20 protein-coding genes and 1 riboswitch are annotated in these 22,461 nt (G+C 68.5%); of the genes, 10 read left to right on the forward strand and 10 right to left on the reverse strand.

Annotated elements, in window-relative coordinates; genetic code table 11:
• The first annotated feature begins 8 nt into the window (after nucleotides 1–8).
• Both AC3B6C_RS15985 and AC3B6C_RS15990 read left to right on the forward strand, forming a co-directional pair.
• Nucleotides 9–3,296, forward strand: a complete 3,288-nt coding sequence (locus tag AC3B6C_RS15985) for an error-prone DNA polymerase (protein ID WP_014926209.1) — start codon at nucleotides 9–11, stop codon at nucleotides 3,294–3,296.
• A 53-nt stretch (nucleotides 3,297–3,349) separates the two neighbouring features.
• Nucleotides 3,350–3,577, forward strand: a complete 228-nt coding sequence (locus AC3B6C_RS15990) for a DUF167 domain-containing protein (RefSeq protein WP_010841891.1) — start codon at nucleotides 3,350–3,352, stop codon at nucleotides 3,575–3,577.
• Nucleotides 3,578–3,581: 4 nt separating this feature from the next.
• Here AC3B6C_RS15990 and AC3B6C_RS15995 read toward each other — a convergent pair whose 3' ends face one another.
• Together AC3B6C_RS15995 and AC3B6C_RS16000 are read right to left on the reverse strand one after the other, a co-directional pair.
• Nucleotides 3,582–4,046 carry a tRNA (cytidine(34)-2'-O)-methyltransferase gene (locus AC3B6C_RS15995; RefSeq protein WP_010841892.1) on the reverse strand — a complete coding sequence of 155 codons (465 nt, stop codon included), beginning with the start codon at nucleotides 4,044–4,046 and terminating at the stop codon, nucleotides 3,582–3,584.
• A gap of 54 nt (nucleotides 4,047–4,100) precedes the next feature.
• Nucleotides 4,101–5,033 (reverse strand): serine/threonine dehydratase, encoded by a 933-nt coding sequence (locus tag AC3B6C_RS16000; RefSeq protein WP_488376279.1) that lies wholly within the window; start codon nucleotides 5,031–5,033, stop codon nucleotides 4,101–4,103.
• A 126-nt stretch (nucleotides 5,034–5,159) separates the two neighbouring features.
• On the opposite strand from AC3B6C_RS16000, the gene AC3B6C_RS16005 reads away from it, so the two are divergent.
• The 3 genes from AC3B6C_RS16005 to AC3B6C_RS16015 all read left to right on the forward strand — a co-directional run bounded on the left by AC3B6C_RS16005 (nucleotide 5,160) and on the right by AC3B6C_RS16015 (nucleotide 8,140).
• Nucleotides 5,160–6,035: a bifunctional methylenetetrahydrofolate dehydrogenase/methenyltetrahydrofolate cyclohydrolase gene (locus AC3B6C_RS16005; RefSeq protein ID WP_488373432.1), complete on the forward strand. Its 876-nt coding sequence runs from the start codon at nucleotides 5,160–5,162 to the stop codon at nucleotides 6,033–6,035.
• A gap of 101 nt (nucleotides 6,036–6,136) precedes the next feature.
• Nucleotides 6,137–6,409 (forward strand): DUF3017 domain-containing protein, encoded by a 273-nt coding sequence (locus tag AC3B6C_RS16010; protein ID WP_035717121.1) that lies wholly within the window; start codon nucleotides 6,137–6,139, stop codon nucleotides 6,407–6,409.
• A gap of 168 nt (nucleotides 6,410–6,577) precedes the next feature.
• The gene (locus tag AC3B6C_RS16015; RefSeq protein WP_488373433.1) at nucleotides 6,578–8,140 is read left to right on the forward strand and encodes an Hsp70 family protein; all 1,563 of its coding nucleotides are present in this window, start codon (nucleotides 6,578–6,580) and stop codon (nucleotides 8,138–8,140) included.
• A gap of 95 nt (nucleotides 8,141–8,235) precedes the next feature.
• Here AC3B6C_RS16015 and metX read toward each other — a convergent pair whose 3' ends face one another.
• Both metX and AC3B6C_RS16025 read right to left on the reverse strand, forming a co-directional pair.
• Nucleotides 8,236–9,390, reverse strand: a complete 1,155-nt coding sequence (gene metX / locus AC3B6C_RS16020) for a homoserine O-acetyltransferase MetX (RefSeq protein ID WP_014926216.1) — start codon at nucleotides 9,388–9,390, stop codon at nucleotides 8,236–8,238.
• A gap of 16 nt (nucleotides 9,391–9,406) precedes the next feature.
• A complete protein-coding gene (locus tag AC3B6C_RS16025; RefSeq protein ID WP_488357682.1) occupies nucleotides 9,407–10,741 on the reverse strand; it encodes a bifunctional o-acetylhomoserine/o-acetylserine sulfhydrylase in 1,335 nt (444 codons plus the stop codon).
• 63 nt (nucleotides 10,742–10,804) lie between these two features.
• A riboswitch (SAM riboswitch) is annotated at nucleotides 10,805–10,925 on the reverse strand.
• A 266-nt stretch (nucleotides 10,926–11,191) separates the two neighbouring features.
• On the opposite strand from AC3B6C_RS16025, the gene AC3B6C_RS16030 reads away from it, so the two are divergent.
• Nucleotides 11,192–12,985 (forward strand): cutinase family protein, encoded by a 1,794-nt coding sequence (locus AC3B6C_RS16030; protein ID WP_488373434.1) that lies wholly within the window; start codon nucleotides 11,192–11,194, stop codon nucleotides 12,983–12,985.
• Between the two features lie 129 nt (nucleotides 12,986–13,114).
• The gene (locus AC3B6C_RS16035) at nucleotides 13,115–14,401 is read left to right on the forward strand and encodes an MFS transporter (protein WP_488373435.1); all 1,287 of its coding nucleotides are present in this window, start codon (nucleotides 13,115–13,117) and stop codon (nucleotides 14,399–14,401) included.
• An 81-nt stretch (nucleotides 14,402–14,482) separates the two neighbouring features.
• Here the strand turns inward: AC3B6C_RS16035 and bfr are convergent, their stop codons facing one another.
• Nucleotides 14,483–14,968 (reverse strand): bacterioferritin, encoded by a 486-nt coding sequence (gene bfr, locus AC3B6C_RS16040; protein WP_010841901.1) that lies wholly within the window; start codon nucleotides 14,966–14,968, stop codon nucleotides 14,483–14,485.
• Between the two features lie 101 nt (nucleotides 14,969–15,069).
• Entirely contained in the window at nucleotides 15,070–15,252 is a 183-nt protein-coding gene (locus tag AC3B6C_RS16045; RefSeq protein ID WP_010841902.1) for a (2Fe-2S)-binding protein, read from the reverse strand.
• Between the two features lie 144 nt (nucleotides 15,253–15,396).
• On the opposite strand from AC3B6C_RS16045, the gene AC3B6C_RS16050 reads away from it, so the two are divergent.
• The 3 genes from AC3B6C_RS16050 (at nucleotide 15,397) to AC3B6C_RS16060 (ending at nucleotide 18,487) form a co-directional block, all read left to right on the forward strand.
• Nucleotides 15,397–16,233, forward strand: coding sequence for an exodeoxyribonuclease III (locus AC3B6C_RS16050; protein WP_010841903.1), 837 nt, complete (start codon nucleotides 15,397–15,399; stop codon nucleotides 16,231–16,233).
• A 23-nt stretch (nucleotides 16,234–16,256) separates the two neighbouring features.
• A complete protein-coding gene (trpS, locus tag AC3B6C_RS16055) occupies nucleotides 16,257–17,312 on the forward strand; it encodes a tryptophan--tRNA ligase (RefSeq protein ID WP_055474965.1) in 1,056 nt (351 codons plus the stop codon).
• Between the two features lie 74 nt (nucleotides 17,313–17,386).
• The gene (locus AC3B6C_RS16060; RefSeq protein WP_055474839.1) at nucleotides 17,387–18,487 is read left to right on the forward strand and encodes a YhjD/YihY/BrkB family envelope integrity protein; all 1,101 of its coding nucleotides are present in this window, start codon (nucleotides 17,387–17,389) and stop codon (nucleotides 18,485–18,487) included.
• Nucleotides 18,488–18,524: 37 nt separating this feature from the next.
• Here AC3B6C_RS16060 and AC3B6C_RS16065 read toward each other — a convergent pair whose 3' ends face one another.
• From AC3B6C_RS16065 to AC3B6C_RS16080, 4 genes are all read right to left on the reverse strand, one after another.
• Complete coding sequence (locus tag AC3B6C_RS16065) at nucleotides 18,525–19,814, reverse strand: D-alanyl-D-alanine carboxypeptidase family protein (protein ID WP_010841906.1); 1,290 nt, start codon at nucleotides 19,812–19,814, stop codon at nucleotides 18,525–18,527.
• A 10-nt stretch (nucleotides 19,815–19,824) separates the two neighbouring features.
• Entirely contained in the window at nucleotides 19,825–20,604 is a 780-nt protein-coding gene (locus AC3B6C_RS16070; RefSeq protein WP_488373439.1) for a type 1 glutamine amidotransferase, read from the reverse strand.
• A 70-nt stretch (nucleotides 20,605–20,674) separates the two neighbouring features.
• A complete protein-coding gene (locus AC3B6C_RS16075) occupies nucleotides 20,675–21,073 on the reverse strand; it encodes a hypothetical protein (protein ID WP_488373441.1) in 399 nt (132 codons plus the stop codon).
• A 114-nt stretch (nucleotides 21,074–21,187) separates the two neighbouring features.
• Entirely contained in the window at nucleotides 21,188–22,369 is a 1,182-nt protein-coding gene (locus AC3B6C_RS16080) for a cytochrome P450 (RefSeq protein ID WP_488376280.1), read from the reverse strand.
• Nucleotides 22,370–22,461 lie beyond the last annotated feature (92 nt).

Consider the following 22,461-nt stretch of genomic DNA (forward strand, 5'->3'; position numbering starts at 1 on the left):
CTCGGGGTGTGGGCTGGGATCAAGGACCACCGACGTGGTCGGAGATGGAGCGGGTGCTCGCAGGTCGAGCGCCCGGCAGCACCGACCGGCCCGGCACCGAATTCGGCCCCGACCTCAGTGAATGGGCGCCGTTCCCCGGCGACGGCGGCGACAGCCCGGCCTGGTCGCGCAAGCGCGGGGCCTATCAGGCCGAAGACATCTCCCGTGGCTCCTCGGCGGTGCCCTACGCCGAACTCCACGCGCACAGTTCGTACAGCTTCCTCGACGGTGCGTCGATGCCCGAAGAACTGGTCGAGGAGGCGCAACGACTCGGGCTCCGCGCCCTGGCCGTCACCGATCACGACGGGTTCTACGGCATCGTGCGCTTCGCCGAGGCGGCCCGCGAGTTCGGGATGCCGACGGTCTTCGGTGCCGAGCTGTCACTGGAGCCCGACGTCGCGCGGACGGGTCAGAACGATCCGCCGGGAGAGCATCTGCTGGTTCTCGCCCGAGACGGGGAGGGTTATCGGCGCCTGTCCCGGACCATCGCCGACGCGCACATGGTCGCCGGGGAGAAGGGATTGCTCCGCTATGACCGCGAGGCCCTGGCCGGTGCCGGCGACGGACACTGGCTCATCCTCACCGGTTGCCGGAAGGGCGCTCTCCGTCGCGCCCTCGATCGCGGCGGCGTCCCGGCCGCCGAGCAGGCGCTGCGGGAACTGATCGAGACCTACGGCCACGACAACGTCGTCGTCGAGCTGACCGCGCAGGGCATGGCCGACGACGACGAACGCAACGCGGTGCTCGCCGGCCTCGCCGCCGGAGCGGGCGTGCCCGCCGTGGCCACCACCGGCGCGCACTTCGCCGCGCCCCGGCGCCGACGCCTGGCGATGGCCATGGCCGCCGTTCGGGCCCGCACCGACATCGACACCATCTCCGGGTGGATGCCGGGGGTTGCCGGAGCGCACCTGCGCAGCGGCGACGAGATGGCCCGGTTGTTGCCCGCGCATCCCGACGCCATCGACAACGCGGTGGGCATCGCCGCGGACTGTGCATTCCATCTGGGCCTCATCGCGCCGCAGTTGCCGCCCTTCGACGTTCCCGACGGTCACACCGAGGCGAGCTGGCTGCGCGAACTCACCATGACCCGGGCACGCCGGCGGTACGGCACCCCGGCCGAACATCCCCAGGCCTACCGGCAGATCGAGCACGAACTCGCCATCATCGAGGCACTCACCTTTCCCGGCTACTTCCTCGTGGTCGCCGACATCGTCGACTTCTGCAAGGCCAACGACATCCTGTGTCAGGGCCGGGGGAGTGCGGCCAACTCGGCCGTCTGCTACGCCCTCGGCATCACCAATGTCGACCCGGTCGCCAACACCCTGCTCTTCGAACGGTTCCTGGCCCCGGAACGCGACGGTCCGCCCGACATCGACGTCGACATCGAATCCGATCGTCGCGAGGAGGCCATCCAGTACGTCTACCGCCACTACGGCCGGGACCGCAGCGCGCAGGTCGCCAATGTCATCACCTACCGCGGGAAGTCGGCGATCCGGGACATGGCCCGGGCGCTCGGGTACGCGCCCGGCCAGCAGGACGCCTGGGCCAAGATGCCCGACACGGCACCGTCCGACGTCGCCGAACTGGCCGGTGAGATCCTCGGTATGCCAAGGCATCTGGGTATCCACTCCGGCGGCATGGTGATCTGCGACCGGCCGATCGCCGATGTCTGCCCCACGGAGTGGGCGCGGATGGAGAACCGCAGCGTGCTGCAGTGGGACAAGGACGACTGCGCCGCCATCGGCCTGGTCAAGTTCGACATGCTGGGTCTCGGCATGCTCTCCGCGCTGCACTACGCGATCGACCTGGTCGCCGAACACAAGGGGATCGACGTCGACCTCGCCACCCTGGACCTCGGCGAACCAGCCGTATACGAGATGCTCTGTCGCGCAGACTCGGTCGGCGTGTTCCAGGTGGAGTCACGTGCGCAGATGGCCACACTTCCGCGGCTCAAGCCGCGCTGCTTCTACGACCTCGTCGTCGAGGTGGCACTGATCCGGCCCGGCCCCATCCAGGGCGGCTCGGTGCATCCGTTCATCAAGCGGCGCAACGGGGAGGAGGCGGTGACGGTCGAGCACCCGTCGATGAGCAAGGCGCTCGAGCGCACCCTGGGTGTGCCGCTGTTCCAGGAGCAGCTGATGCAGCTGGCCGTCGACGTGGCCGGATTCGACGCCTCCGAGGCCGATCAGTTGCGCCGGGCGATGGGTTCCAAACGGTCGCCGGAGAAGATGGAACGCCTGCGGCAGCGCTTCTACGAAGGCATGGAGAACCTGCACGGCATCACCGGGGACACCGCCGACCGCATCTTCGAGAAGATGGCGGCGTTCGCCAATTTCGGTTTCCCGGAGAGCCATTCGCAGAGCTTCGCGTCACTGGTGTTCTACTCGTCGTGGTTCAAGCTGCACCATCCCGCGGCATTCTGCGCCGCGTTGCTACGGGCTCAGCCGATGGGGTTCTACTCACCGCAGACCTTGGTCGCCGATGCCCGGCGGCACGGTGTCGCGGTCCATCGTCCCGACATCAACGCTTCGCTCGCGCACGCCACCCTGGAGAACGAGGGGCTCGACGTCCGGCTGGGGCTCGACGGGGTGCGCGGGGTCGGAACGGAGACGGCGGAGCGCATCGTCGAACGACGGGCCGAGGGACCGTACCTCGACATCACCGATCTCTCCCGCCGCGCCCGGCTGACGACCAAGGAACTCGAGGGACTCGCCGGCGCCGGCGCCTTCGACGGGTTCGGTCTCAGCCGGCGTCAGGCCCTGTGGGAGGCGGGCGCCGCGGCGACGGTGCGCGACGACCAGCTCGCCCTGGAGTCGGCGCAGGCGACGCCCACGCTCCCGGGGCTCTCCGACGTCGAACTCGCGGCCACCGACGCGTGGGCCACCGGGATCACGCCCACGTCGTATCCGACACAGTTCCTGCGTCCCCGGCTCGACGCGATGGGCGTTCTGGCCGCCGACCGGCTCCTGTCGGTGCCCGACGGTTCGCGGGTGCTGATCGGCGGGGCGGTGACCCATCGCCAACGACCGGCCACCGCGTCCGGGGTGACGTTCATCAACCTCGAGGACGAGACCGGGATGGTCAACGTGGTGTGTTCGGTCGGCTTGTGGGCGCGGTACCGTGTACTGGCCCAGACGGCACCCGCACTGCTGGTCCGCGGACGGGTGCAGAACGCCGAAGGTGCTGTGACCGTCGTCGCAGATCGTCTGCAGCGCATGGATCTTCGGGTGGGGAGCAGATCCAGGGACTGGCAGTGATCCCCGACCGGGGAATGCGCCTGGGTGTTCGAGACGAATCAAGGAAAGAACCGATGCCGCAACAGGTCGTGGTGACCGTCAAACCGAAGAGCAGCAAGGGCCCGTTGGTCGAGACGGGTCCCGACGGCGCGATCACCATCTACGTCCGTGAGCCCGCCACGGAGGGCAGGGCGAACAGGGCCGTCTCCGAACTGCTCGCCGCCCACCTCGGGGTTCCGAAGAGCAAGGTCGCGCTCATCGGCGGCGCCACGGCACGAACGAAGCGCTACCGCGTCGGCTGACAAGTCAGACAGCACCGTCGAAGCCGTGCTGCCGCCACGCCTCGTAGACGACGATGCTCGCGGCGTTGGCGAGGTTGTGCGAACGACGACCGGCGAGCATGGGGATGCGCACCCGGTCGGTCACCTCGGGTTCGTCGAGGACCTCCGCCGGCAGTCCGGTCGGTTCGGGCCCGAACAGCAACACGTCGCCGGGCTGATAGTCGACGTCGGTGTGGAAGCGTTCGGCGTGGGCGGTGAACGCGAAGACCCGCTCCGGCTTCAGCGTCGTCCAGGCGGTCACCAGGTTGGGATGCACCGTGACGTTGGCCATCTCGTGGTAGTCGAGTCCCGCGCGTTTGACCTGCGCGTCGGACATCGAGAAACCGAGCGGTTCGATGAGGTGGAGTTCGCACCCGGTATTGGCGGCCAGCCGGATCGCATTGCCCGTGTTCGGCGGGATGCACGGCTGGTAGAACATGATTCGGAACATGATGGTGCCAGCGTAGTCGGTGCCATGCGGAGCGGATCTCGCCCGACCGCGTCCTCACACCGCCACCGTGGTGTTGGCCCCGCACAGCACGATGCACAGCGTCGAATCGGGTTGCGGTCGAATCCGTCCCGAGACCACCCCGGCGACCGCGGTGGCGGTGCCGTGCTCGACGAGGATGCGGTGGGAGTCCCAGAGCATCCGCCGTGCCGCGATGATCTGGTCGTCGGTCACCAGCACGCTGTCGACGGCCGGGTTCCCGGCGACGGCGTCCCAGCAGAGATCCCCGACCCGGGTCGCGCCGAGGGAGTCGGCGGCCACGCTCTCGAGTTCGACGGGTACGGGAGTCCCCGCGGCGAGTGCCTGGTGCAGACACGACGCACCGAGCGGTTCGACGCCGACGAGGCGGTCGCCCGGGCGCAGCGTCGCGGTCAGGCCGGCCAGCAGTCCGCCGCCGCCGACGCAGACGACCGTCGTGAGCCGACCGGGTACGTCGTCGATGATCTCGAGACCGATCGTTCCGGCGCCGGCGACGACGTCGGGGAGATCGTAGGCGTGCAGCGCGAGCGCGCCGGTCTGCTCCGCGAGTTCCTCGGCCGCGTCGGCGGCTTCCTGATAGCGCTGTCCGATGAGATGGATCCGCGCACCCGCGGCGCGCAGCGCGTCGATCTTGACCGGCGGTGCCGTCTCGGGGATCACCACGGTCACCGGCACACCGACGATCCGCGCCGCGACCGTGGCACCGATCGCGGCATTGCCGCCGGAGGCGACGAGGACACCGGCGTCGGTCAGGACCCCCTGATCGCGCGCGTGCAGGGTCGCCCACAGACTGCCTCGCGGTTTGAAGCACCCGCCGAGCTGGGTGTACTCGAGTTTGAGGACCACCTCGAGCGGGCCGTCGACGGTGTCGATGACCGTGCGCAGCGTCGGCGTACGACGGAGATGGGGAGTGATCGCCGCGCGGGCGAGATCGATGTCGACGGGCACCACGGTCACCACTCCGACACTAGTGGTCGGCCGCCCGAGGGCGGCGAAACGTCGATCGCGGGCGGCGGTGAACGGCGCGTCCATCCGCCGATGTCGGAAACCGCGGAGACGAGTGGAAGAATGTCGGGCGTGACCGCGATACGACTCGATGGGAAGACCACGCGCGACGAGATCTTCGCCGATCTGGCCGAGCGGGTGGAGAAGCTCCGGCTGGCGGGTGTCACCCCTGGTCTCGGGACCGTTCTGGTCGGCGACGATCCGGGCTCGCACTCCTACGTCAAGGGCAAGCACGCCGACTGCGCCCGCATCGGTGTCGCCTCGATCCGCAAGGATCTCCCGGCCGATGCCACCACCGAACAGCTCAACTCCGCGATCGACGAACTCAACGCGGATCCCGCCTGCACCGGCTACATCGTGCAGTTGCCGCTGCCGCGACAGCTCGACGAGAACGCCGCCCTCGAGCGGATCGACCCGCTCAAGGATGCCGACGGCCTCCACCCGATCAACCTCGGGCGACTCGTGCTGGGCGAGGAGTCGACCCTGCCCTGCACCCCCCGCGGTGTCATCCATCTGCTGCGTCGCTACGACGTCCCGCTGGCCGGCGCCCGGGTGACCGTCGTCGGTCGCGGGGTCACCATCGGTAGGCCCATCGGTCTGCTCCTGACCCGCCGCAGCGAGAACGCCACGGTCACCCTCTGCCACACCGGCACCACCGATCTGGCCTCCGAGATCGAGCGCGCCGACATCGTGATCGCGGCCGCGGGAGTGCCGCATCTCATCACCGCCGACATGGTCAAGCCGGGTGCCGCGGTGGTCGACGTGGGTGTCAGCCGCACCGACGAGGGTCGTCTCGTCGGTGACGTGCATCCCGATGTCTGGGAGGTGGCGGGCCACGTCTCGCCGAATCCCGGTGGGGTGGGGCCGCTGACCCGTGCGTTCCTGCTCGTCAACGTCGTCGAACGCGCGGAGCAGATGCTCGCCTCCGGGAGCGGCAGCGGCGCGTGACCCGAGACGAGCACCAGAGTGAGTCCGCTCACTCCGAGCCGCGCGGTGCCGACCGATCCCGTCCAGGAGGCCGGAAACACGGTTCCACCGACGGCACGCGTCTGCGGGCGGTGCTCGTCCAACTCCCATATCTGCTGGTGATGGCCGGTGTCCTGGCCGCAGCGCTGCTCGTGATGTTCGACCGCTGGCGGCGCGGATCATTCGTCTTCGGGGCGGCACTGCTCGTCGGCGCCGTGCTTCGCGCCTTCATCCCGTCCTCGCAAGCCGGGTTGCTGCAGGTCAGGGGCAAGCCGTTCGACGTCACGGTGATGGCGACAGTCGGCGCCGTGATGCTGTGGCTGGCAGCGTCGATCGACTCTTTGGGCACGGATTGATTACAATAGAGACCTGAGCGTGACCTGACAGGTGGTCGTTCGCTCAACCAGGCACTTTTCCGCTGCCCTGCCGCAGACGCACCGACCGCTGGAGTTTGTATCACTGCATCACCAACCGACGACACCGTGAGTGAAGTGACGTCCATGGGCGTGTCAGCAGGTGCTGGCATGATCCATCACGTCCTCCTGACACGTGACGATCTCGGTCGCAGTGTGATCGACTCGCGCGTCATCGACGTCGACCCCACCGACGGTCTCGACTCCGCCGGCCGCGTGAACGCAGGCGTCGACGTGATGCTGACCGCCGCCCGCGAGACCGGGACGAGGGTGGGCCCGATCGGGGTCGCCGCACGCACGGGCAGCCAGCGTCGGCAGTTGCGCTCGAGGGGCAGTGGCCCGCGACGTCAGGTCCGTCTCGTCGGTGAGGACGAGGCCGTCCTCGCCTACCTCGCCGACACCGGGGAGATCGACCGCTTCTCGGCCGCCGTCGTCGTCGACTGTGGCGACACCGGCATGTCGCTCTACACCGTCGACCCCCGCGAGGGCAGGATCGGCAATCCCGAGCACTCGACGGTCCTGAGTGGGCGTCATCTCGACCGGTCGATCGTCAATCAGCTGACCGCCGACCACCCGGCCCTCGGCGAGGCCACCCGCACACGTGCCGATCGCAGTGAACTGCGCAGCGCCTGCCGGACCGCGAAGGAGGAGATCGCCTACGGCGGTTCCTCCGCCACCGAGTCCGTGGTCGCGGTGTCGGCGAACACCGAACGCGTGTCGCTGTCGGCCACGCACGTCGAGCAGGCGATCGAGCCGATGATCCGTGACGCGCGAGAAGTGTTCGCCCGGTACGTCGCGGCCGCCCGGTCGCGGGGCGTGCAACCGGACGCCGTGGTGTTCATCGGCGGACTCGCCAATCTCCCCGCGGTGCGCGCGATCGCGTCGGAGCATGATCTGGAGGTCGTCAGTCCGACGGCTCCGGAGCTGGTCGTGGCCACCGGTGCGGCGCTGCTCGCCCTCGAGAGCTACTCGGGCGCAGCACGTCTCGCGTTCATCGGCGGCAAACCGCAACGTGAATGGCTTTCCGCGACACCCATCGCGGTGGCCGGGGCCGTCATCGCCGCCACGCTGATGACGATCTATGCGGTGAGCTCGTCCTTCGCCGATCGGCCGACCGTCGATCCGCAGCCCGCGGTGAGCAGCGTGCCGCCGGCCGCGGCGACCAGTGACACCGAGCCGGTCACCCCGACGCCGACCTCTCAGCCGATCACCAGGATCCCGGCCGAACCCGTCGAGCCGACCGTCGTAAATCCTGTTCCCACACAACAACCGTTACCGCAGACCGGGTCGAACGACCCGCCGGCATGGGCGACCACGGAGTTGCCGCCGACGCGACCCTCGACGGGTACCAGCACCCGCACGCTGTCGCCGTTCCCGTGGCCGGACCTGGCGTTCCCGCCGGGGTCGACGCCGACGATACCGCCGGACCTGTTGCCGCCGGGGTTGCGTCCGCCCAGTGCGGCGCCCACGCCACCCCCGCCGACGTACTCGACGTCGACACCGGCGCCTCCGCGCGGTGGCTCGGTGCGGCCGAGCAGCACACGCGCACAGGGGTCGACTCAGCTCCCCGCCGCTCCGGAATCAGGGAAAACCGTTGCCACGGAGGGGGAGTCGCAGGTTCCGCCGCCGCCCCCGCCCAGCAGTCCGGTCCCGACGGTTCCCGCGCCGCGCTGACCGAACCGCCCTGTCAGAACCGCGCCTGCGAGGCCGCTGATCAGACCGGCTGACCCCGACTCGCTGACGAGAGCGGCCGAACTGTCGAGGCGCGGTCAGGCGTCGCGACGGGCGAGTTCGACCGTGCGCTTGAGGAGGTCGCTGATGGCGTCGAACTCGGTCAGGAATCCGTCGTGGCCGGTGTCGGAATGGACGACCTGGAGACCGCCGACGCAGTTGCCCAGCTCATCGGCGAGTTCGACCTGCAGCCGAATCGGGTAGAGGCGATCGGAGTCGATGCCCCCGACGATCACCGGAACGGTGCATTCGTTGAGCGCCTTCGCGACTCCGCCGCGACCGCGACCGACATCATGGTGGTTGAGGACCTCGGTGAGGACGACATAGCTCGCCGGGTCGAAGCGGGACATCAGCTTCGACGCCTGGTGGTCGAGGTAGCTCTGCACGGCGTAACGCCCGCCGGTCAGGGGATTCTCGTCGCCCTGGGCGTCATTGGCGAATCGACTGTCGAGCTCGGGCTCGCTGCGATACATGAGGTGGGCGATTCGGCGGGCGATTCCCATGCCTTGCAACGGAGTTCGTCCGGTGCCGTGGTAGTCGCCGCCGCACCAGTCCGGATCGGCCTTGATCGCGGCGATCTGTGCGGACTGGATACCGATCTGGTCGGCGGTCGCGCGGGCACCGACGGCGAGGACGAGTGCGCTGCGCACCCGGTCGGGGTATTCGATGGCCCATTCGAGCGCGCGGGCGCCACCCATCGAGCCACCGAGAACCGCTCCGACGCTGCGGATTCCGAGTCGGTCCAGCAATGCCACCTCGGCGCGGACCTGATCGAGCACGGTGATCTGCGGAAAGCGTGATCCCCACGGACGGCCGTCGGGGGCGAGGGACGCCGGACCCGTGGATCCCTTGCATCCGCCGAGCACGTTGGCCGAGATGACGCACCACTCGTCGGTGTCGATCGCCTGACCGGGTCCGATCAGGCCGTCCCACCACCCGGCCGAGTCGTGGTCGGCATCGGCGGGTCCGGTGACGTGCGAGTCGCCGGTGAGCGCATGGAGCGTGAGGATCACGTTGTCGCGGGAGGGCGACAACGTCCCCCAGCGCTGGAACGCCAGGGTGACGTCGTCGATCCGTGCTCCGCTGTCGAGAGGCAGCGATCCGATGGGGATGCCGACGAGTTCCCCGTCCGGGAGTGACTCCCAGTCGGGCTGATCAGACGCTGTCGCGTTCAGGTCGATACTCACCGACAAAGCTGCCTCACCTGTTTCACTTGGCCGCCGCGAATCCCTGTTCGAGATCGGCCAAGATGTCGTCGATTCCCTCGATGCCCACGGCCAGGCGCACCAGTCCGGGGGTCACGCCGGCGGCGAGCTGTTCCTCGGGGGTCAGCTGGCTGTGCGTGGTCGAGGCCGGGTGGATGACCAGCGACCGCACGTCGCCGATGTTGGCGACGTGGCTGTGGAGGCTCAGTGCGTCCACGAACTTCTTGCCCGCGTCGACGCCGCCGGTGATCTCGAAACCGATGATCGCGCCCTGACCCTTGGGGGCGAGCTCCTGACCGCGCTTGAACCACGGCGAGGACTCGAGGCCGGCGTAGGCGACGGACTCGACCTGGTCGTGCTTCTCCAGGAACGCGGCGACCTTCTGTGCGTTGGCGACGTGGCGCTCGATGCGCAGGCTCAGGGTCTCCAGGCCCTGGGCGAGCAGGAACGCGTTGAACGGCGAGATGGCCGCACCGGTGTCGCGCAGCCACTGGACGCGCGCCTTGAGCGCGTACGCCGGTGCGCCGAGGTCGGCGAAGACCGCACCGTGGTAGCTCGGGTCAGGGGTGGTGAAGCCGGGGAACAGGTCTTTCCCGTCGCGCTGGACCCGCCAGTCGAAGGTGCCGCCGTCGACGATCACGCCGCCGATCGCGGTGCCGTGTCCGCCGATGTACTTGGTGGCCGAGTGCACGACGATGTCGGCGCCGTGGGCGAGCGGGTTGATCAGGTACGGGGTGGCGACGGTGTTGTCGATGATGAGCGGTATGCCGTTGCGGTGCGCGACCTCTGAGATGCCCTTGATGTCCAGGATCTCGTTGTTGGGGTTGGAGATCGACTCACCGAAGAACGCACGGGTGTTGTCCTTGACCGCGGCCTGCCACGACGCCGGATCCTCGGGATCCTCCACAAAGCTCACCTCGACGCCGAGCTTGGGCAACGTGTAGTGGAAGAGGTTGAAGGTGCCGCCGTACAGCCGCGGACTCGACACCACGTGACCGCCGGTCTCGACGATGTTGAGGATCGAGTAGGTCTCTGCGGCCTGACCCGACGCCACCAGCAATGCGGCGACGCCGCCTTCGAGCGCGGCGATCCGCTGCTCGACGGCATCCTGTGTCGGGTTCATGATGCGGGTGTAGATGTTGCCCGGTTCCGCGAGTCCGAAGAGGTTGGCCGCGTGCTGGCTGTCGTTGAAGACGTACGACGTCGTCTGGTAGATCGGCAGCGCACGGGCGTTCGTCACCGCGTCCGCGGACTGCCCGACGTGGATCTGCTTCGTCTCGAAGCTCCAGTTCTCGCTGGGATCGTTGCTGTCGAGGGTGCCGTCAGGGACATCAGACATGGCAATTCATCACTTTCTACGGTCGGCAGGGCCCAACTCGACCCTGTTGGGGTCCGACCTTCGGACCCGCGCTTGCCGGGGATCGTCAGCGCGATCCCGCAACCCGGTCATCACCCGGAGCACCCCACCGCGGATGGAGGGTTGCCGATCAGCCAGCCGGGGCTTGACGCTGATACTCATGACCTGGCGACAAGGATATAACACGGATGTGAGGGCCTGAGAACCGTCCCGGTCAGGCCGCGCCCAACACTTGAGAAGGCCGGCGCGAGGGTGGAGTGTGCTGTCCTCCGACCGAGTGAAATCAGGTGTGGTCAGATGAATAGTTCCTGGTCACGGTCGTTAGCGGCCCTCAGTGTGCTGTCGGTTCCCCGGTCGCGGATCTAGCGTCGAACCAGCCCCGGCTGCGTCGGAACGTTCCGATCGGGTGGTCCGGGTTCGCCCAGGAGCGCCATGTCCGCGATCGCTCACCTCCGAACCCGACGCGCCTCGCTCGTGATCGCCGCCGTCACCGCCGTCGCGGTCGTGGCGGCTCTCAGTCTGTCGGGTACCGCCCCGGCGGCGGCTGCCGAGTGCAGCGACTCGGGCGCGGTGGTCATCGTCGCCGGTACCAACGACCCGGAGAGCGCCCATCTCGTCGGGGTCGAGCAGCGCTACACCGGGAAGATGCCGACGGTGCGCGACGGTGAGGTGGTCGTCGTCGACGACCCCGGTAGTGCTTACCTCGCAGAGCCGAAAGACGTGATCCACGTCGACTACCCGACCACACTGTGGCCCCTGGGTGCCGCGGGGTACGACGACAGCACCGCCCAGGGCAGGAGTGCGACGGCGTCGGCGATCGCGGGGTACCAGAAGCGATGCGGCGCCGAGTCCGACATCGTGGTCGCCGGGTACTCGCAGGGCGCCCGTGTCGCCGGCGACGTCCTCGCCGACATCGGCAACGGCCGGAATGTCGACGGGGTCGTCGCGACCGACGAGAACGGCGAGGTCATGCTCGACGAGAACGGCGCTCCGGTCCTCGTGACCATCGATCCGGACGGGATTTCCGGCGAGCTCTACGCCGACCCTCGACAGGCCGGGGACAAGACGGGGCGCGGCATCGAGCTGTCGTTGATCGGGATCATCCCCGGTCTGACGATGGCGGGGTCGCGAGGCGGGTCCGAGACCGACGGCGGGTTCGGGGAACTCGAGGGCAGGGTGGTGTCCGTGTGCATCGACGGCGATCCCATCTGTGATCTGCCGGACCCGATCCACGACCCGATCGGCGCCATCGACGGCCTCCTCGGCTACTTCACCAAGCACAACCTGTACCCGTTCCAGATGTATCGCGACCCCCACGAAACGACCTGGAACGACGGGCGGACCGTCTCATGCGAGCCGGAGTCCGCGGTCTGTATGGTCGCCGCGGATTCCGCGTTCGCCGAACTCGTGCGGGACTGGGCGCGCGATGCCGGGTACGGCGGAGCGATCGGGGACTTCCTGTCCGGGCGTCCGACGATCGAGCTGCCGTACGGGATCGAACTCGCGAACCTGCAGCCGGTGATCAGGCTCGTGCAGGGTCTGCTGCCGCCGCTGCCGAAACTCGGGTACGGCGCCTACCTACCGGACCTCTTCGTCTTCGAGGACATCCTCCAGGGGATTCTCACGCTGTCGCCAACGCGGTTCGTCGACGGTGCGACCGCACTGGCTGCGAGCCTCCGCAGCATCGTCTGGTTGCCGGTGAACTTCGTGCGGTACTGGGCGGGCGCGATCGTCGGGCCGGTGGCACCGCGGGTTGGCACGGTCACGGTCCTCGCGGCAGATACGACGAGCCTGCGATCGTCCACGTTCGCACGGCTCGCGACCGCGACCGACGACGCCACCGAGCCGGTTCGCGCCGACTCGCCGGCCGGGTCCGGCGCCCCGGCTGCACCGGTGACCGCGCCGCCCATCCCGACCGATCCGGCTCCGGCGGTCGACCCGACCGCCGATCCGTCCGGTGCGCCCGCCGACGCCTCCAGGAGCGACGAGCCCGGAGAGGAGTCCGCTCCGCCCTTGCGCGCCGACGAGGTTCCGGCCGCCACCGATCCGTCGGCGGACAACCCGACGGTGGACGATCCGTCAGCGGAGGACACCTCAGGAGACAACACCTCAGAAGAGGACACCTCAGGGGGCGAGACGTCGGGGAACGAGCGGGAGCCGTCCGGGCAGGGTGCCGGCGCGGAGCGCAGTGACCTCGAGGTCACGGGGTCCGAGAGCGGCGCCTGACCCGCCGCTCGAAGCCACCGCCTGATTCGACGCCGGCCGGCGCCGGGACCACCTCGCGGGCATGGGCCTGTGAATGAACTCACCGGCGGGTGAGGAATCAGTGCCGGCCGGCCAGGGTTGGCATGAACCGTGTCTGACGCTCTTTCGACCACCGATGCCCCGGCCGACGTCTCGCTGACGGATCGGTCCACCGCCCCGGAGGCCAACCCCGGGGGTACCGTCTCGGGCGGCGTGTCCCGGCGGGTGCGTCGCTGGACGATTCTCGCCCTCGCGCTGGGCGGTTTCGGGATCGGCACGACAGAGTTCGTCGCGATGGGGCTGCTGCCCAACATCGCCGGATCGCTGGGGGTGTCCGAACCGACTGCCGGACACGTCATCTCGGCATACGCGATGGGTGTGGTGGTGGGCGCTCCGCTGATCGCGGCGCTCACGGCGAGGATGTCGCGACGCACGCTGCTGATCGGACTGATGGTGGCGTTCACCGTGGGTAACCTGGCCACGGTCCTCGCGCCGGACTACGGACTGCTGCTGGTGGCGAGATTCGTGGCGGGCCTGCCGCACGGTGCCTACTTCGGCGTCGCGGCGCTGGTCGCCGCGCATCTCGCGGGTCCCCGGAATCGCGCCAAAGCCGTGGGCCAGGTGATGCTCGGGCTGTCCGTCGCCAATGTGTTCGGCGTGCCGGCTGCCGCCTGGCTGGGGGAGACGTTCGGCTGGCGGTCGGCGTTCGCGATCGTCGTCGCCATCGGAGTCGCCACCGTCATCGCGCTGATGCGTGCGCTGCCCGCGCTCACCGGGATGACGACCACCGACCCGCTCACCGAACTCGGTGCGTTGCGTCGTTCCCAGGTCTGGTTCACCCTCGTCATCGGAACCGTCGGGTTCGGCGGGATGTTCGCGTTCTACACCTATCTCAACTCCGCGCTGACCACCGATACCGGGCTGTCGGTCTCGGTCGTACCGTTCGCGCTCATGCTCTACGGATTGGGCATGGTGACCGGCAACTTCGTCGGCGGTTACGTCGCCGACCGCAGCGTGTCGGTGGCGATCCTCGGTGGACTCACGGCCAGCGCGATCTCCCTCGGCGCCTTCGCGGTGCTGGCGCAGAATGCTTGGGCGGCATTGATTCTCACATACCTCGTGGCGCTCACCGGGTCGACGATGCTGCCTGCCCTGCAGACCAGACTGATGGACGTGGCCGCCGATGCGCAGACGCTGGCCGCGGCGTTGAACCACTCCGCCCTGAACATCGCCAACGCGGCCGGAGCCCTGCTCGGTGGTGTCGTGGTCGGCGCAGGCTACGGCTATCTCGCGCCATCGGTCGTCGGGGTGTTGCTGGCGGTGGCAGGCATCGGGGTCACCGTCCTGGCCCTCGCCGCCTCCCGGCGCCAGGCACGACACCATCCCGTCGGCTCCTGAGCCGGAGCATGACCGGCTCGACGACGACGAGGGCCGACCGGGAAAGTTCCGGTCGGCCCTCGTGGTGTCGAGTGGGTGTGCTCAGCCGTTGGTCGGCGGGGTGGCGATCGTCTTCGACAGGTAGAGCTGTTCGCCGAGCTTGTTGATCAGCTCGAGTTGCGTCTCGAGGTAGTCGATGTGCTCTTCCTCGTCGGCGAGGATCTGCTCGAGCAGATTCGCGCTCGTGACGTCGCCTTTCGACCGGCACAGGGCGATGCCGGGCCGGAGTCGCTCCACGACCTCCACCTCGATCGCCATGTCGGATTCGAACTGCTCCCGAATCGACTGCCCGATACGCAGCGGCAGCAGGCGCTGGTAGTTGGGGAGCGCGTCGAGGAACAGGATTCGGTCGGTGAGGATCTCCGCGTGCGTCATCTCCTCGATCGACTCGGCCCGGGTCTTCGCCGCGATCTCGGTCAGACCCCAGCTCTGCTGCATCTTCGCGTGCAGAAAGTACTGATTGATCGCCGTGAGCTCACTGGTGAGCTGTTCGTTGAGCAGTTCGATGACCTCGTCGTCGCCACGCATGGGTGAGCCTCCGGTTCGCCGTGGATGTCCGATCGAACCGTAACACGACAAAAACCCCCGCGCGCGGTCTCGCGCGAGGTTCGTCGGTTTCCTGTGTCAGGTCATGCAGCGGTCGTCGCGGTTGACGCCCTTTCGCTCAGGATGTCGTGCAGTTGGTCCAGGCAGGTTCCGCAGCCTTCGCCTGCGCCACATCGGTCGCTGATCGCATCGACGGTGTACGCACCTGCGTCGCAGTGTGCGTGAACCTCGTCGACCGTCACGGCGCGGCATATGCAAACGAACATCTTCGGACTCACCTTCGTGCCTGGATTAGGTAATGCTTACATACCTTGGGTGGTACGCACAAGGGTTGCCTTACCTTTATTTTTCTCTGGGTGGCCGATCGCCGGGGCACGGGTTGTCGGATCCCGTCAGTAGGATGTGGCCCCGTGCCACTCACGATCTCCACGGTGAACGTCAACGGAATCCGCGCAGCGGTCAAACACCGGTCGGAGGCCAACCGCGGCTTCCTGCCATGGCTCGATGCGTCGGGACCGGATGTGGTCCTGCTGCAGGAGGTCCGCGCCGACGAGGAGCTCGCGCGCGAGGCGCTGGCCCCGGCCCTCGCCGACGGGTGGCATCTGACGATGTGCGAGTCGGTCGTGAAGGGCCACGCGGGTGTCGGTGTGCTGACGCGCGAGGCGCCGTCGGCGGTGCGGGTCGGGTTCGGGAGCGCCGAGTTCGACGACCTCGGCCGCTACCTCGAGGTCGACGTCGACACCGATCTGGGGTCGCTGACCGCGGCGAGTCTCTATCTCCCCAAGGGTGCCGCGCTCACCGAGGCGGAGAAGGACATCGCCAAGCACGACGAGAAGGTCCGCTTCATGGACGAGTTCGGTGCCCATCTCGGCCGGCTGGTCCGCCGGCGTCGCCATGTCGTCGTCGGCGGTGACTGGAACATCGCGCCCGCCGAGGCCGACATCAAGAACTGGAAGGGCAATCTCAAGAGCCCCGGTTTCCTCCCGCACGAGCGGGCCTGGGTCGCCGACCTGCTGGAGTCGGGCTGGCGTGACGTCGTGCGCGAACTGTTCCCCGACGACGCCGGGCCCTACTCCTGGTGGTCGTGGCGCGGGAAGGCCTTCGACAACGACTCCGGGTGGCGCATCGACTATCAGCTCGCCAACAAGACGCTGGCTGCCCGGGCGAACAAGGCCGAGGTCGAACGTGCCGCGGCGTACGACCTCCGCTGGTCCGACCATGCCCCGGTCACCGTGCGGTACGAGTGACCGGGTCTGACAAACTGGGCGTCATGACCAGCGACGTAGAGCGCAACGGAGCCCCGGCGGCCGAGGCGGTGCCGACCCGCCCGCGTGTGCTGTCGGGTATCCAGCCGACCAGCGATTCCTTCCACCTCGGAAACTATCTCGGCGCGGTCCGACAGTGGGTGGCGTTGCAGGACGACTTCGAGGCGTTCTACTTCATCCCCGACATGCATGCCCTGACGGTGCCATTCGATCCGAAGGTCCTCGCCGAACGCACCCGCCTGAGCGTTGCCCAGCTGCTGGCCGTCGGCGTGGATCCCGAGCGTTCGACCATCTATGTGCAGTCCCACATCCCCGAGATCGCTCAGCTGACCTGGGTCCTGTCCTGCATCACGGGTTTCGGCGAGGCCAGCCGCATGACGCAGTTCAAGGACAAGTCGGCCAAACAGGGCGTGGACGCGGCAGGTGTCGGCTTGTTCACCTACCCGATCCTGATGGCCGCCGACATCCTCGCGTTCCAGGTCGATCGAGTGCCTGTCGGGGAGGACCAGCGTCAGCACCTCGAACTGACCCGCGATCTCGCGCAGCGATTCAACTCCCGGTTCGGCAAGGTGCTGAAGGTGCCCCAGGCGCACATCGTCGAGGAGTTCGCGAAGATCTACGACCTGCAGAACCCCACCGCCAAGATGAGCAAGTCCGCCGAGACCGACAAGGGTCTGATCAACCTCCTGGACGATCCGAAGCGTTCGGCAAAGAAGATCCGCTCCGCTGTCACCGACACCGGCTCGGAGATCCGTTTCGATACGGCCGAGAAGCCCGGCGTCTCCAACCTGCTGACCATCCAGTCGGCGCTCTCCGGCGTGGGTGTCGACGATCTGGTCGCCAAATACGAAGGCAAGGGATACGGCGATCTGAAGGTCGACACCGCAGAGGTGCTCACCGAGTTCGTGACACCGCTGCGCGGACGGGTCGACGAGTACCTGTCCGACCCGGCCGAGCTCGACGCGGTCCTGGCCCGGGGCGCGGCTCGCGCCCGGGCCGTCGCCTCCGAGACGCTCGCATCGGTCTATGACAAGGTGGGATTCCTGGCGCCTGGCCGGTGAGACCGGACCCGCAGGACGCCTGCACGGGATGTTGACAGGGACGCCTGTCCCGCGCTCCGACGAGGAAGGCACGCATGACCTCCGCGCCAGGCACGGCGAAATCACCGGCAGACACCGCGAAGTCGGCTGTGGACAAAGGGAAGTCGACCGTGGAGAAGGGCAAGTCGGCCTTCGCTGCGGCGCGCGAGAAGTGGCCGGCCGTCGAGCATCTGGTGCAGACCGTCGAACGGTACAACGACCGGCGCGGGAATGTGTATGCCGCGGCCATCAGCTTCAACGGCATCCTGGCGCTCGTCCCCATCATCATGGTGGTGTTCTCGATCGCGGCGTTCGTGCTCGCCAACCAGCCCCAGCTGCTCGAGGACCTGCAGAAGGCCGTCGTGGAGGCCGCGCCCGGCAAGATGGGTGAGCAGCTCAGTGAGGTCATCGACTCGGCGATCGCCTCACGCGCAGCGGTCGGGATCGTCGGTCTGATCGGTGCCGCCTTCACGGGGATCGGGTGGATCTCCGGCGTCCGGGTGGCCTTCACCGAGATGTACGGGGGTCGCGTCGACCGCAACCCGGTGCTGTCGAAGGTGTGGGATCTGCTCACGTTCGCTCTACTGGGCCTGGCCTTCGCGGCGACCATGGGGCTGACCACACTCGGCAACAGCGGACTCACCACCACGATGCTGTCCTGGGTTGGACTCGACGACGCGTCGTGGGCGCCGATCGTGGTGCGGGCGGTCGCCATCGTCGTATCCGTGTTCGCCAGCTGGCTGCTCTTCACTTTCGTACTCGCGCGGCTGCCGCTGGTGCCGTTGCCGATGACGCATGCCATGAAGGCCGGCCTGGTCACCGCGATCGCATTCGAACTCATGAAATCGCTTGGCGGACTGTATCTTCAATCGGTGCTCGGGTCGCCGGCCGGAGTTGCGTTCGGTCCGATCTTCGGTGTCTTCGTCTTCGCCTACCTGGCTTCGCGCATCGTGCTGTACGCCAGCGCGTGGTGTGCCACCGACCCGATCAACAGCCGCTACCAGGTGGTCGAGGAGCCCGACGCCGAACTCCACCGGCCGGTGGTGATCTCGCCGACCGTGGAGGTGAACCCGACGCCCCGGGCGGGTGCACTCGCGGCGGCTGCCGGAGTGGGCGCGGCAGCAGCCGCTCTGGTCGGCGTCCTCCGGCGACGGTGACGCCCGGGACCGTTGGAGCCGGGTCGCTCGTGGGGGCTCAGCGCCGACCGGACAGCCGCAGCCCGAGGAGCAGCAGGACGACCGCCACCAACGCGGCCACGAGGCCGATGAGGATCTGGACCGAGGTCGACGACGCCTGATCGGAACCCGTTGCCGCGGCACGATTCTCGCTCTGCGGCGGTGACGGTGCCGACGACACGACGGGTGTGTCGGCCGACGGTGAGACGAGGCGGCCCACCGAGATGGCGGGGTCGGTCCGGAAGCCGTAGTCGAACATCGCTTCGGCCTGATCCCAGTACAGGTCGCCGTCGACGGACAGACCGAACATCTGCACGATGATCACCGTCCGGCCGTCCCGCTCGGCCGCGCCCACGAACGTCTTGCGCGCGTCGTCGGTGTAGCCGGTCTTACCGCCGATGATCCCCGGGTACCCGTCGATGAGAAGGCGGTTGGTGCTGTACATGTCGTAGGGCGGATGGTCCTTGTCACCCGGTACGTCCGGGCGCCGCGGATACCCCGGGAAGCGGAACGTGCGCATCGCGATCAACTCGCGGAAGGTCGGTTCGGCGAGCGCAGCCCGGAAGAACAGCGCGAGGTCATAGGGCGACGACGACATCCCGGCAGCGTCGAGTCCGGACGGGCTCGCGGCCCGCGTGTCGTGCGCGCCCAGCAGTTTCGCCCGATCGTTCATCTTCTCGAGAGCGGCGTCGACGCCGCCGAGCTCACGCGCCAGCGCATTGGCGCAGTCGTTACCCGAGACCAGTAGGAGACCCGTGAGCAGGTCACGGACGGTGTAGATGCCGCCGGGCCCCATGCCGCAGGAGTCGCCCTCGGTACTCCAGTCCTCGGCGGTCGGCACGACGTGTGCGGCGAGGTCGAGTTCGTCGAGGACGACGAGTGCGAGCAGCACCTTGATCGTCGACGCCGGCCGGTAACGGCCGTGGGGGTCCTTGGCGGCGATGACCCGCCCGGACTCGAGGTCGGCGATCAGCCAGCCCGCCGAGGTCAGGCGCGGCGGAACAGGGCCGGCGGCCGGGTCGGCGATGACGCCGCAACCGGCCAGCGCGTCACCTCCGAGGGCCGGGGTCGGAACCGGGAGGGGAGTAGGGGTCGCCGATCCGGGTGCGACGACCTCGGATTCGTCGACGGCAGGCGGCGTCGCGACCTTGTGCGGACAGTGATCGGTGACCGGGGTGGTGACGGCAGGCGGCGGGGTCGGGAGCGGGACGGCGACCGCCGGGCCGGTGCGCACGAGCATGCCGAGGACCCCGAAGGTCAGCACGGCGACGAGCGCGCACGCGGTGCGACGAGTCCACGTCGAGGTCATCGGCCGCACGTTACCAGCGGGATCGCCCGTGGCCGACGACCTCGCGCAACCACCGCCGCATCACCGCATCCGCCATCGGCGCGGTGATGCCCTCCTCCGCCGCCGCGTCGCCGGGGAAACGATCGGTGGCGGATTCGCCCAGGACCCCGGCGACCGCGGACCGTGAATCCGGGTGTGACAGCCAGTCGGTGACGAGATCGCCGCCGGCCTCGAGATGGAACTGCACGCCATAGCAGTTGTCCACGCGGAACAGCTGATTGACGCAGGATTCCGACGACGCGAGCAGGGTCGCCCCGGGTGGCAGGATGACGGTGTCGAAATGCCATTGCACGGTGTCGATCTCGCGGGGTGTGGGTGCCGTGACCGCACCACCCCAGACCGGGTCGGCCATCCCCGCATCGGTGAGGCTCACCCGGTGCACGCCGAGTTCCGGTGTGTCACTGGTGTACACCTTCCCACCCAGAGCCGCCGCCAGCATCTGCGCACCCAGGCAGACGCCCCAGATGGGCATACCTCGGTCACGGGCGCGACGGAGCAGGTCGAGCTCGTCGCCGATCCATGGGATGCGGTCGGCGTCACCCACTCCCATCGCGCCGCCGAGAACGACGATGGCGTCGAAGTCGGTCAGATCGATCGACGCGGGATCGCGCCAGATCCGTAGGGTCGTCGTCTCGGCGGTCTCGTCCAACGCGGGACCGTACGCGCCCGGCGGCTCGGATTCCGCGTGCCGGATCTCCAGGACCCGCGGTCGCTGCGGCGAGGCCCCGGCCTGCTCTGTTCTCGTGCTCATGACGTGGCAAGCGTACGGTTCCGGCGGCCATTCCTCTCGTCGACGCGGTGCCGGAGCGAACCGGCCGGGATCAACCCGTGCGGCACGAACTCGTGGGGCGGGGGCCGTGTGCGGTGTGGTCGGCGACCATCTTGCCGTCGATCCGGATCTCGCACCGCGCGAGACGCCCGCCGGACTGGAAGAGGGCATCGAGCGGAAGATCGCCCGCGAGTCGGGTGTACACCAGGGACGCCGACCAGTTCCCGTGCGAATCTCGCTGCATCAGTGGTACATCGGTCTGCGTACGCAACCGTCCGTCCGCGTCGGTCCAGGCTGCCGCGCCGTTGTGCTGCCGGTCGGAGGTCAACGTGATCGTGATCCGTTGGGTGTCGGTGGTGGGCGCTGCCGCAGCCGGTGCAAAGACCAGGAGGCACGCGAGCACACTCACCGCGAACGTCAACAGCAGCCGGAACAACAGGGTGCGGGCCATGGGAACTCCGTTTCGGTGGACGAGCGCCGGTCGACGGCGACCAGCCGGTCGCCTTCGGTCTCTCTTCGACGCATCGAGCGGCTGATCGGTTCCCTCGGATAGTCGGATGCGTCGTCAGGTGGTGACCGTCAGCGGCAACGTGGTGAAACGTCGCACGAGAATCCCCGGCTCCCATTGCGTCTGCCCCAGATCGATCCGGAAGGTTGTGGCGACGCGCAGCAGATGCTCGACCGCCAGTCGCGCCTGCAGGCGCGCCAGCGCGGCCCCGACACACAGGTGCAGGCCCTTGCCGAACGCGAGGTGCGACCTGCGGGCCGCCGGGTCGAGGTCGATCGCGGCGGGATCGTCGAAATGGGCCGGGTCGCGGTTGGCCGCCCCCCACATCAGGAAGACATGCGAGCCGGCGGGCAGGTGTGTGTCGCCGAGCGTGGTGTCGGTGACGACGTGCCGGAAGTGTCCACGAAAAGGGGTCTCGAGTCGAAGGGTCTCCTCCACGAACACCGGGATGAGATCAGGGTCCCGGCGCAGTCGCTCGACGACCTCGGGGTGACGGTCCAAGAGCCAGACGACACTGTTCAGCAGGCTCGTGGTGGACTCGGCGCCCGCGGCGACCAGTTGGAACAAGATCATCACGGCGGAGGCGTGGTCGAGAAGGCCGTCCGCGACGCGCGCGGCCACCTCCGAGAGCGTGGTATCCGCTCCGCTCCCGGCGCCGGTCAACGCCGCCGACAGGTACGTCGTCAACTCGCCGACCGCCGCGGTCGCCGTCGTCAGCTGCTCCGGCGTGATGACCCCGTCGATCAGGACGTTGGTCGCGATCGCCCACCGGGTGAGGAGGGCTCGGTCGTCGGGCGGCAGCCCGAGCAGTTCACAGGCGACCGCCATCGGAATCCGTTGCGCGACAGCGCTCACCCAGTCGATCCGGCCGTCGTGCAGATTCGCGGTCCACGACTCGTCGAGGAGTCGGCGGATGCCGGGCTCGAGTTCACGGATGCGAGCCGGCGCGACCGACGGCATGACGAGCTTGCGATGGTCCCGGTGCCGGGCACCGTCGGCGGTGGCGAGTACGTGCATCGCATCGCCCAGACCGGCGACGGGGAACTCCGAGACCGTGCCGTCGTCGTGCCACACCATCGTGGCGGTCAGGTTCGACGAGAAGTCCTCGGGCCGGCGGACCGCCTCGGCGATGAGGTCCCAGGAGCCGACGGCGAAGAACGGTGAGTCCCCGATCCGTTGCACCGGGGAGTCGGTGTGCAGGCGCGAGTAGAACGTCGTGGGGTCCTCGCTGGTGTCCATGACACCAGCGTCGGCGACATCGGCCACGGTGGCACGCGATTCCCGGAAGTCGAGATCGGGAGGATTGAGCACCACGGATCGATGTCTCAACG

It is taken from the genome of Gordonia sp. 11cp (assembly GCF_057767225.1).